This is a genomic window from Paenibacillus sp. P36, from assembly GCF_045866505.1.
Classification (GTDB): domain Bacteria; phylum Bacillota; class Bacilli; order Paenibacillales; family NBRC-103111; genus Paenibacillus_E; species Paenibacillus_E chondroitinus.
In genome coordinates this window covers 6950085-6961886 of sequence record NZ_AP038372.1, presented here as the reverse complement: position 1 = coordinate 6961886, position 11802 = coordinate 6950085, and the positions used below count along the sequence as shown (strand labels likewise).

The window sequence follows — 11802 nt, the reverse complement described above, 5'->3', positions numbered from 1 at the left end:
GGATTGCATTGATAACGGTTTCATTGGAATGCAAGGAGGATAATGGACCCAGTAATCGCTTGTCCTTATAAGTATTTGGAGGAGGATGTAATGGTGATGATGAGAAAGTATGACCTCGCTTTGTTCAAATGGCTTTTGATTGCAATCGGTGTGTGGGCTTTATGGATGTGTCTCCCGACTGGCGCGCATGCGGCAACACCTGTGACTTATTATGTGAGTGTTAACGGCAATGATGGAAACACAGGACTTGGACCTGAACCTTCAAATGCATTTCGGTACATTCAAACGGCTGCCAACAAGACGAATCCCGGAGACACGGTTTATGTCATGAATGGTACGTATTGGGATAACGGCAATCCGATCTTAACGATTACTCGCTCAGGGACAGCTAATGCTTATATCACGTATAAGGCCTACCCGGGCGATACACCGATTTTGCGTGTTAGCCAAGGCGCATGGCACCATATATTAGTCAAGGGAGCTTCATACATTAACATTGAAGGCTTCGAGATTTACGGCTGGAGTCAAAATTTATCCAATACGGAAGCACAGTCCTACGAAAATACCAATACACTTGGAAACATCGGCAAATTCAATACGAATGGTATCAGCGTTGTCAAGAATACGGATGTAAGTCCTACTGTATATGCGACGCATATCAATGTTCGCAACAACAAAGTGCATGATACACCAGGGCAAGGTATCGGAGCCGAGGAAGCAGACTATATTAACTTCTCGAACAATACCGTTAATAACAATTGTTGGTTTACAGCTTGGGCGCAGAGCGGTATTAACATCTTTCATTCGCGAAATACGGACAGCGGTACGGGGTACAAAAATTTTGTGTCCGGCAATCTGGTCTACGGTAATCAGACAAATTATAAATGGCAAGGTCACGGTGTGTATTCCGACGGAAACGGCATAATTATTGACGATAACATAAATGATCAAATTAGCGGAACGCCTTATACGGGGAAGACGATCGTAGATAATAATATTTCCTATTCCAATGGAGGGGCAGGCATTAATATTTTCAGCTCGCAGAATGTGTATGTCAATAACAATACGACCTATGCGAATTCGCAGAGTCCTAATCTGAATTATGGAGAGATCATTGGGAATTACTCCAGCAATGTCTATGTCATCAACAATATCATGTACGCAGGTGGAGAGACGGTTAGTAAAGCGAACGATGCCAGCGGGGTTCCGATCCCATCGGTATATTTTAACAGTAATATTTTTTACAACGGGACGATTCTCAAAACAGGCACAGGAAATTTAACAACAGACCCGCTATTCAGCAACCTGTCACTTCGTGACTTTCATTTAAAAAGCACGTCGCCAGCTATTAACAGCGGTGATAATTCCTTTACAGCTACGCTGGATTTTGATGGTATTAGCCGCCCTGTAGCAGGAACCGTAGACCGTGGTGCTTATGAATATCATTAAGAAGCAGACTTGCAAATAGATAGATTAAAGGATAAGGAAGAGGGAGAAATACATGCTTAACACTTGGATACTGGAAGACCATCAGATCGAATTAAAGTTGGATACCCTTGAGAAGCGAATAACAGTTACCGATAAACGTGTAGATAAAAGCTGGGAACAGCTGCCGTTTGAGCGTGACTGGCAGATTCATCACGTGTCGCAGAGCGGCAATACGTTAAAAGTAGACCTGCAAGGCACGTTCGCCATGTCAGTGACCATTGCCCTAACAGAACAATCGGAAGTGACCTTCACACTATCGGCTGATTCGCAAACGCCCTTTGAGAAAATCAGCTTTCCGCCTGCTTTCGAGGCGCCGAATCCCGAACATTACGTACTCCAGACCGATAGTCAGGGTTTGCTGCTTCCCGTAACGGACACTGTTTATCCACTGGAGGAGCAGCCTCTCTTCTTCTGCGGAGGGGGTGCGGCGATGGCATGGATTGGCGTTACGGATACGGCACTTAAAACGGGCTATATGGCCATTATTGAGACGCCATTTGACGCAGCCATTGACCTCAAGCGCGAGCGAGGTCTTATCACCTTTGCACCGACTTGGCTCAGCTCAATGGGAGCATTCGGTTATGAACGCAAAATCCGCTATATTTTCTTCGATCAAGGTGGGTATGTGGCCCAGTGTAAACGATATCGAGCCTATGCATGGCCGAAAAATAATGTGATTTCTTTAAAAGAAAATCAGGAACGTTTTCCAGCCATTGCAAAAATCCTAGGAGCTGTACATATTTATGCTTGGGATAAAGCACGTGAGGTCATCTTCGCTGAAAAATTAAAAGAAGCCGGAATTGATAAAGCGATGTTTCTGTGGGACGCCAATCACTTGCCGTATCCGGAAGAGGATTACGACAGCCGTCTGAAAGAGCTGGGCTATGCGACAGGCGCTTATGAGCTCTTCACTGATATTCACCCGGAAGGTCATGCAGGTAATGCGGAAATCGAGCGGATTCCTCTGAAAAGGAATGTATATCCAGGGTTATTTGAGCAGATCACATCCAGGAAACCAGATGGCTCTACGTATTCAAATCAATACGGCACATATGTGTGTCCTGTAGCTGTACGCCCGGAAATGGTTAAGCGGGTAGAGAAAGAGCTGCAAATCTACCCGCATGAGACGTATTTTGTGGACGTATACCAAGCAAACGGACTTTATGAATGTCATCATGAGGATCATCCGTTAACCCGTCAGCAGTACGCGGAAGCCATTGTACAGAATTATGAGTATTTGGAAGATAACTACGGCACCTTTATTGGTGCAGAATTTGGGGCGGACTTCGCAGGTTCCCATGGCGTGTATGTGCATGGGATGATGACGCTGCAGCGTACATGGTTTAACTCCGATATTCATAAGAAGGGGTCCATTTATCACTATGGAGATTGGAAAAACAATGAAAGGCCTTCAGTGATGCTGGGTACTAGAACTGCAACGGACACTTATTTGGCCTACTCCATTAACGAATACACAAGAGTCCCGCTGTATGAACTTGTCTATCACGATGCGATTGTGACTTCCTGGCGCTGGGAAGACGCTAATCATCATAGTCCTGAAATCTGGTGGAAAAAGGATTTATTTAACATTCTGTATGGCTCTGCACCGCTATGGTCGATCGATCAAGATCGGTGGGATAGCTTTGAAGCTACCTTTGTGGAGAGCTATCAACGGATTTGTCCTTGGCTGCAGCAGATCTGTTATGACGAGTTAGTCTCTCATCGCTTCGTGAGTGAGGATCGACACGTACAGGAAACGCTGTTCTCATCCGGAAAGCGGGCAATTGTCAATTTTGGTGATAAGGCGTATCTTTACGAAGGAGAATTGATTGATCCACGTGGATTTATTATGAAAAATGCTTCCGACATTTAGTTATTCCTACTCAGCTCGTTCAATGGGGGATTGATCCGTTGGCGGGCTGTTTCTTTCTAAGGTGTTATCCAAAATGGTTTGACAAGGCTATTAAAGAGGTGATAGATTTAATTTGTGTAATAACGTTTTTACAATTGAAATTAACTAAACTTATCACTCAGGCGGATCTCTAATGAAAGTTACAATTAAAGATGTTGCACGTGACGCCGGCGTCTCTATAGGCACTGTGTCGCGCGTCATTAACGGCAAAGACCGGGTAAGCAAAGAAACGAAAGCCAAGGTGGAAGCTTCTATTAGCAGGCTGAATTTCCACCCCGATGAAACTGCTCGTTCTATGATCTTCAAACAAACCAAGTCAATTGGATTGATTGTCCCATTGCTCTCCAATGAATATTGGTCTACGTTGGCCGAACACGTACAAGAAGCAGCCTGGGAACGAGGATATACACTACTTCTCTGCTCAGCAGGTTATGAACTTGACAAAAATTTGGAATGTTTTAAGACACTCGTAGAACGCAAAGTTGACGGCATCATTTCCGGAAGCGTAATTAAGGATGCTGAAGCTCTTCACAAGCTGTATCAGACGCATCTGAATCGTCTTCCGCTCGTTTCTCTGGATTACACGCTGCCGACGGCGCATTATAACATCTCAGCGGATCACTTTCAGGCTTCTGTTCAAGCTGTCACGTACTTGATTCGACTCGGACACGTACGAATTGCCTATCTGGGTTCCCATAGGTCCGACAGGGAAGCAGGGTACCGCTTCGCGCTGGAGTCAAACGGCCTAACCGTAGATGAAGCCCTGATTATCCGCGGGGAAGGCACATTTGCCTTTGGCAGTCAGGCTGCAGCCGGCCTGTTGAACAGGGAGTTGCCGCCGACGGCGTTGTTCTGCTGGAACGATATGACGGCCTTAGGTGCTATGCAAAGTTTGCAGCAAGCCGGGCTCGCCATTCCTGCTGACATATCGGTCATCGGATACGATGATATCCCTATGGCTTCCTTGGTGAATCCAGCGCTCACCTCCGTACGCCAGCCTCTAAAAGAAATTGGCCGTGCTGCTGTGCAAGCTTTGATTACAGAAATCGAAGGTCAAGACCAAGCCTCAACGAACCGTACGTCCATTCTTGCGACGGAATTCATCATTCGAGGAAGTACCGGAGTGAACCCGGGCAGAACAGGCCACCCTTCTTAAACGGGTGCAGGCTAACCCCTGCACTTCTCTTTTAATTAATTGTCATAACGTTATTACAAATTATTATTTTGGAGGAATGTCGTATGGAAAGTTGCCGAACTGTTATATTCCCAGAGGCTTATCAAGTAGAATGGAAGCAATCGCCTCTTCCTGAGCTAGATGAGAATCAACTGCTGGTTAAAACGGCATTCAGTCTCATAAGCCCTGGGACAGAGCTAGCACTATACACAGGTACACATACCGGGTTATTGAATCCTGGAAACACGTGGGCCAAATATCCCTTTACCCCTGGTTATGCCGTGGTTGGATCAGTCGAAGCCGTTGGTGCGAACATAACCGACTTTCAGGTAGGGCAACGGGTTTTTGCCATGGGTGCGCATGCAAGTCATAACGTTATTACATATACGCCGGATTCTCGCTCCGTTTTTGTACTTCCTGATGATCTTCCCGGGGAAAGAGCTGTTTTTGCCAGGCTGGCGGGTATCTCGGCTACCGCTCTCCAACAAGCACAGGTCCGCCTTGGCGATAAAACGGTGGTTATCGGCATGGGACTCATCGGCGTGTTCGCTGCGCAGCTGTTTGCCCTTCAAGGGGCCGATGTGTTGGGCGTCGATACCGTTCCGGGCCGCTTGCAGGCAGCCCGCGCATGCAAAATTGCCAACGTCTACCAATCCGACCCGCATACTGCTCTGCATAGTCAGTTAACTGGCCTGCTTGGCGACGGAAAAGGCAATTCAGATCGAGCCGACATTGTCATTGAAGCAACCGGCGTTCCGGAGATGGCCAACGAAGCCATGGAGATGGTGCGCCAGTTGGGCCAGGTGGTTCTGCTCGGTTCTCCCCGCGGTCCGATTCAAATGAAGACATACGATCACATTCATGTCAAAGGCATTACGTTAACAGGCGCCCACGAAGGCTTGCAAACAATTGACGGCGAAGAGGGCCGTACACGCATGCTGCGTTATGCCCTTCATTTGATTCATACCGGGCAACTAACTGTAGATCCTTTGCTCACGCATGTGCTCCCTGCGAGGGAAGCGCGGCAAGCGTATGAGCTTCTAATCCATGCTAAAGAGACGACGCTGGGCGTGATTTTGGACTGGAGGGAGGAGACAAGGTCTAATGAATAGCCCAATATTCGGCTTCGCCCTGCTTGGCACAGGTATGATCAGCCGTATACACGCCAATGCCATTAAACAGCTGAACAAGGGGCAACTGATTGCTGTCTGTGACCGCAATCATGACAAAGTGCAGCAATTTGCTGCGGAGTTTGGTTGCGAAGGTTATACCCATATATCCGATTTGTTAGCTCGGAAGGACATTCACATCGTGTCGGTCTGCACCCCCAGCAGGCTGCATAGCGCGCAAGTCATCGCTTGTGCGCAAGCTGGCAAGCATGTGATTACGGAAAAACCGATGGCGATTACCTGGAACGAAGCACAGGCGATGATTGCCGCTTGCCGGCAGGCGAACGTTAAGCTTGCCGTGATTTCACAGCATCGGCTGAGTCCAGATGTCATTGCGTTGAAGCAACTGATAACGGAAGGCCGCTTGGGACAATTGTTGGCAGGCAACGCCTCAATTAATTGGTACCGTACTCAAGATTACTACGACAGCGGCTCTTGGCGTGGAACAAAGGCGTTGGACGGTGGTGGAGCCCTGCTTAATCAGGGCATACATACGGTTGATCTGCTTCAGTATTTGATGGGCAGCGTGACATCCGTGCATGCCCATACGAGGACTATCGGCCACGAGCACATCGATGTGGAGGATATCGCTGCAGCGGTGCTGACATATGCCGACGGCGGCATCGGCACGTTGTTTGCCACGACCTGCGCTTATCCGGGACTTCAAACGCGCATCGAAATTTTTGGACAGCGGGGAAGCGCAATTCTGGAAAACAATGAACTTGTTTATGTTGCGACACGCGATGGAGAGAGCGACTGGTCCCACCTCGCTGAACAAAGAGTGGTCAATTTGAATAAAAAGACAGCCAATCCGGAGGATGCTGTAGGTACCGTACATCGTTTGCAACTGCAGGATCTGATTGACGCGATTGACCAGGATCGGGAGCCGATTGTCAACGGGGAAGAAGGAGCGAAGCCGCTTCAGATTATTTTATCCGCTTATGCATCGGCATCAAAAGGACTGCCCATTTACTTGTGAAAAACTTGTTATCCGACTAGCGTAATTTTTGCTGGTTGTGTACGCATGTGCATGCATGGCAGCTATATGTATATTACAGGGTGTATAGAGGGACGCCGGCTTAGACTTGCTTCTCGCTGATTTCGCAAAAAATGAGAATGAATTGCACAATTTAGGAGGTTAGGGAAGGCTCGATTCTGTAGACTTGAAACATGTCAAAAAACATGTTGTGGAGGATTTCAAATGGCGGGTTGGGTTGGTCTACAGGAATTGATGAGAGCAGAAGTCATTCAACGCAGGGATGAAGCTTGCGATGTGAATGGTTTTCTGGAGCGAATTGAAGCAGCAAGTGAGAATGAAGCCGACTTGTTGTCGATTTATACCGAGTTATGTGCTCTGGAACCGCAGCAACCGAATATTGATGAACCTAATGAATTGGAAGAAATCAGAGCGCTTCGTCCAGAGGGGCCGCGTAAGCTTGAACTTGATCTGTCATCTGAAGCATGGCAAGACAAGTTCTACGGTGCATGGCTCGGCAGATCTATAGGCTGCGCGTTGGGTAAACCGCTGGAATGGCCGAACTTTATGGCAGGCTCACATGGCCGACCGGGATGGGAGAACGTGTATCTTTGGTTTGAAGGAGCGAATGCATGGCCAATTCAGAACTATACACCAGGAAATTCCTCAGCGGAGAAAGAATATGGAATAAAATTAGCAACCTGGGGGTCGGAAAGTACAAAAGAACGAATTGCTTACATGCAAACGGATGATGATATTCGATATACCGTTCTTGGACTTATGTTGCTTGAGAGAAAAGGGATGGATTGGGATTCCTGGGATATCGGCAAGCTATGGCATGAGGTGCTATCCTATAACCAGGTATGTACAGCCGAAACGCAATCCTACTTGAATTTTGCCCAAGTTACGCATCATTATGGTGAAGTTAAAAAACCGCAGGATTGGGATCATAAGAAGCACTGGGTACGCACTTATTTGAATCCATATCGCGAATTCATAGGCGCACAAATTCGGGCAGACGGTTTTGCCTATGGAGCAGCAGGCCAGCCTGAGCTTGCCGCAGAGTTGGCTTGGCGAGATGCCTCCTTCTCTCATATTCGAAACGGCATTTACGGTGAAATGTTTGTTGCTGCAATGATTGCTGCCGCTTTCGTGGATTCGAATCCCCTGAAACTGGTAGAGATTGGACTTAGTGAAATTCCGCAAAACTGCCGCTTAGCACGGGATGTTAGAAAAGCCGTGGATATTGCCCAAGGTACAACAGATCAACTCGCTTTAGTCCAACAACTTTGGGATGCTTTCCAGCACTATGACCCTGTTCATACCAATAATAATGCCGCTTTGGTCGCAGCTTCGCTGGTTTTCGCCAAAGGTGACTTTACGACGGCCATCGCTACATCCGTTCTAGGCGGGTGGGATACAGATTGTAACGGAGCGACAGTAGGCTCGATTATGGGCGCTTCACTTGGGGCTAAGCAGCTCCCTGCGCATTGGGTAAAGCCTCTTAACGATACGTTATACTCAGCTGTTATCGGCTTTCACCCCATTGCCATTTCAGAGTGTGCTCGGAGAAGCTATGAAGTGTTCCTGAAATTAAAAAATTAAAAGTACATTTTATTTGGTAAGCCCGGAGAAGCAATCCAGATGCTCCTTCCGGGTTTTTTCTGATACAATTAAAGCTGTGAACGTACATGGTTTCAAAGAAAGGAAACACAGATGATTCTGCCTATCCTGTACGAAGATAAAGAGCTCCCCCTGCATGTTTTTAAATGGACTCCTAGTAAGGAGCTTGAACCTCAGCATCATCACAACAGCTTTGAGATGGGGCTGTGTCTTTCTGGCCGTGGACATTTTTATTTTGCTGAAACAGTATACCCCGTTGAACCTGGAGATATTTTTATTGTAAATATCCTTGAAAATCATATTGCCAAGTCGGATCTCGATCATCCGTGTGAGTTTATTTTCTTTAACTTTGATGCGGAACTATTAGCTAAGGAAGAGCCTGAGTTGATGGTACCTTTCCGCTACTTTCCCTTTCATTTTCGCAATCGCTTGCAAGGGAGCAGAGAGGTTATGGAGAGTCTGCGTTTGATGATTGAACAGATGTATGAGGAACAGAGTCGCAAAGCTCCCGGTCATAAAACAGCGCTAAAAAGCTTGTTATTATCGATTTGTGTTGCGTTGTTGCGAATGTCCAAGGAAGATATCAGCAATGTATCTTGGTCAAATGGCGTACATAATTACGTGTATATACGGCCAGTTTTGGAATATATGGAGCAGCATTACCAAACGGATGTGGACTTAGCGCTGCTCTCTCGCTTATTTCATATTTCCCAGTCCCATCTGTCGCGATTAATTCTAGAAGCAACGGGCCGAAAGTTTAAAAGCCATATGATTACACTTCGCATTCAGCACGCAAAACGATTGTTGGCTGTGACTACGCGTAACGTAACCGATGTTTGTTTTGATTGTGGATTCCAGAGCATGGCGACGTTCTATCGCAATTTTAAGGAATATGTGGGCATGTCTCCGGAAGAATATCGTCGTCAAGTGATCATAATCGTTCCAAAATAAAAGGCAAGATACCCTGTCAGGTATCTTGCCTTTGCACTTCATAGCCTATTTGTTTTTATACGCGTCGGTCATTTCTTGAATAATTTTCTGAACCGTTGGGTCAGCTTTGGTTTTTGCAACATATTCATCCCAAGCCGCTAACGTCTCTTTGCCCATAATGACTTTAATTTTCATGTCTTGCATTTTCTTGTTCAAGTCCGGTCCGTTCGTGAGGTTGGTTTGCGAGATGAGACCGTTAGCCACGTTCGGTTTGCTGAATGTAGCGCGGTCATCAATAATTTTCTTGCTGCGGTCATAAAACTCTTTTGGAATGCCGTTATAGTAGGCGCGTTGATATTTATCATATTTTTGAATGATCTGCTGCAGGTTATTCGTCGTATCCGGCACATTATCCGTTTTCGCTTGATCTGTCGCTGCTTTAAAGCCGTCCTTCACCGTGTAATGCTTGTCTGGCAGCCCATAAAGCGCTAAATCGGCGACATCGTCCTGATAAGCTCGATCCATGAAGGCCAGAATTTGTTTCATTTTTGCTTCGGATACCGTCTTAGGAATCACATACATACCAAAGTTTCCGGAATCCTGTCCGGCAAATTTATTGCCTTCTGGCGTTGTTAAATACGTAAGTGGATAGGAATCGGCTTTCGGATCGATTTTACGCATCGCATCGGTGTAGAGCCATTGGGGATTGAGTGCAGAACCTAGTACACCGGCTTTGCCTCCCATATACTGCTCGCGCGCTTGCGAGTTTTTGATGACAGCGAAATCTGGCGTGAGCACTTTTTCATCATACGCTTTTTTCAGCCATTCCAACGCTTTGCGTTCTGTCGGCTCTAGATAGACAGGGGTAATTTTACCATCAACTAGCTTCCAGTAGCCATTATTGTTGTTGAACACATCTTCAACCCATCCGTATAAGCCCATAGCGTCCGCTTCGACTTGACCAGTCAGACCAACGGTATCGGCTTTGCCATTCCCATCAGGATCTTTTTCTGTAAAAGCTTTTAACACCGCGTACATGTCGTCCATGTTCTCCGGTACTTTCATGCCTAGCTTATCCAGCCAGTCTTTCCGAACGTGGACGCCCCAAGAACCTTCTAATGGGCGAGGACGCGGAACACCGTAATTTTTACCTTTGATTTTGGCGTTGTCCCACACGGTGTTCGGAAGCGAACTCAATGTTTTGTAATCTTTAATATAAGGCGTGATATCCCAGAAGGCACCGGAAGTCGCCATTTGAACGACTTGGGAATCAAAAACATTCATCACCAGATTCAAATCCGACATGTCGCCTGAGGCTAACATGATCTTGGTTTTCTCGGCGTACGTATTGACGGGTACCCATGTAATATTTAATGTTGTATTTGTTTTCTTTTCAATTTCCTGAAGGATGGGATTGCTCGGATCTACAGCCTGTGCACCTTGTTGATTGCTGAAAATTGAAATTTTTACCGGTCCTGAGCTCGTTGCCACAGGCTGAGAGTTTGCCTCTTCTCTATCGGAACTGCAGGCAGTTAAAGTGAGGGCAGCGGTCAATGTTACCAGTGCGCAAATGGAGATGAGTTTGAATTTTTTTTGCATAGATAGAACCTCCCTAGGTTATTGTACCTGAATCTTTGTACTTCATCATCCTTTAATAGACCCCACCATCACTCCCTTTGCGAAATGTTTTTGAAGAAGCGGATACACCAGCAGGATAGGTAGTGTGGCAATGACGACAGCCGCCATTTTCAAGGTATCGGTTGGGATTTGGATATCCCCGGCTAATTGATTCGCAATTTCCCCCGAGGAGGAGGAGGAGGAGTCAATGAGCAGCGTTTGCAGGACAATTTGCAAAGGACGAAGATCTGGCTTTGTGATGTAGAGCACCGCCGAGAAGAACGTGTTCCAGTAGGCAACGGCATAGAATAATCCGAAAGCTGCCAGCGATGGAAGAGAGAGGGGCAGAATGATTCGGAACCATGTACCTAGATCGCTTGCTCCATCGATTTTAGCTGCCTCTTCAAGCTCATCGGGGATACTATCAAAAAAGCCCTTCATGAGAATGACATACCATCCGCTGGTAAGAACGGGAAGAATCAATGCCCAGATGGTGTTGATCATATGCAAATCTCGAACAACCAAATAAGGTGGAATAATGCCTGGATTAAACAGCGTTGTCAGGAGAATTAGGATGAGTAGCACACGACGTCCTTGTAACCGTTTGCGTGAGAGGGCATAGGCACCAGCCGATGTCACAATTAAACTGAGTGCTGTGCCGACCACGGCTAGAAATGTGCTCACACCGGCAGCTTGTATAAAGACATTATTGGAGAGCAAATAGCGGTAGGAATCAAGTGTCCATTTTTCCGGCAGGAGTACGATCGATTTCTGTAAATATTCAATAGGTGAAGTAAAAGAGACCGCTGTTACATAATAGAAGGGAAATAACATCGTCAGTGCGATCACGATTAACACGGCGAGGATACTTCCTTCAAACCATTTGTCCGCAAGTGTTCGTTGGTTCATGCTG

The 11802-nt window shown here is 46.6% G+C and carries 9 protein-coding genes; 7 read left to right on the top strand and 2 right to left on the bottom strand.

The features are described 5' to 3' along the window. Positions 1 to 96 precede the first annotated feature (96 nt). The 7 genes from ACKTT9_RS30635 to ACKTT9_RS30605 all read left to right on the top strand — a co-directional run bounded on the left by ACKTT9_RS30635 (position 97) and on the right by ACKTT9_RS30605 (position 9293). Positions 97 to 1449 carry a choice-of-anchor Q domain-containing protein gene (locus ACKTT9_RS30635; RefSeq protein ID WP_407868967.1) on the top strand — a complete coding sequence of 451 codons (1353 nt, stop codon included), beginning with the start codon at positions 97 to 99 and terminating at the stop codon, positions 1447 to 1449. Between the two features lie 52 nt (positions 1450 to 1501). Continuing rightward, complete coding sequence (locus tag ACKTT9_RS30630) at positions 1502 to 3361, top strand: glycoside hydrolase (RefSeq protein ID WP_407868966.1); 1860 nt, start codon at positions 1502 to 1504, stop codon at positions 3359 to 3361. A 172-nt stretch (positions 3362 to 3533) separates the two neighbouring features. Next, positions 3534 to 4556, top strand: coding sequence for a LacI family DNA-binding transcriptional regulator (locus ACKTT9_RS30625; RefSeq protein WP_407868965.1), 1023 nt, complete (start codon positions 3534 to 3536; stop codon positions 4554 to 4556). An 83-nt stretch (positions 4557 to 4639) separates the two neighbouring features. Beyond that, complete coding sequence (locus ACKTT9_RS30620; protein WP_407868964.1) at positions 4640 to 5686, top strand: zinc-binding dehydrogenase; 1047 nt, start codon at positions 4640 to 4642, stop codon at positions 5684 to 5686. Further along, on the top strand, positions 5679 to 6722 hold the full coding sequence (locus ACKTT9_RS30615; RefSeq protein WP_407868963.1) for a Gfo/Idh/MocA family protein: 1044 nt from the start codon (positions 5679 to 5681) through the stop codon (positions 6720 to 6722). Before ACKTT9_RS30620 ends, ACKTT9_RS30615 begins: the two co-directional genes overlap by 8 nt. 222 nt (positions 6723 to 6944) lie before the next feature. Further along, positions 6945 to 8324: an ADP-ribosylglycohydrolase family protein gene (locus tag ACKTT9_RS30610; RefSeq protein WP_407868962.1), complete on the top strand. Its 1380-nt coding sequence runs from the start codon at positions 6945 to 6947 to the stop codon at positions 8322 to 8324. Positions 8325 to 8435: 111 nt separating this feature from the next. After that, positions 8436 to 9293 carry a helix-turn-helix domain-containing protein gene (locus ACKTT9_RS30605; protein ID WP_407868961.1) on the top strand — a complete coding sequence of 286 codons (858 nt, stop codon included), beginning with the start codon at positions 8436 to 8438 and terminating at the stop codon, positions 9291 to 9293. 45 nt (positions 9294 to 9338) lie between these two features. Here ACKTT9_RS30605 and ACKTT9_RS30600 read toward each other — a convergent pair whose 3' ends face one another. Continuing rightward, positions 9339 to 10871 carry an ABC transporter substrate-binding protein gene (locus ACKTT9_RS30600; protein ID WP_407868960.1) on the bottom strand — a complete coding sequence of 511 codons (1533 nt, stop codon included), beginning with the start codon at positions 10869 to 10871 and terminating at the stop codon, positions 9339 to 9341. A gap of 45 nt (positions 10872 to 10916) precedes the next feature. Beyond that, positions 10917 to 11798 carry a carbohydrate ABC transporter permease gene (locus tag ACKTT9_RS30595; protein WP_315952161.1) on the bottom strand — a complete coding sequence of 294 codons (882 nt, stop codon included), beginning with the start codon at positions 11796 to 11798 and terminating at the stop codon, positions 10917 to 10919. Between the last annotated feature and the right edge of the window lie 4 nt (positions 11799 to 11802).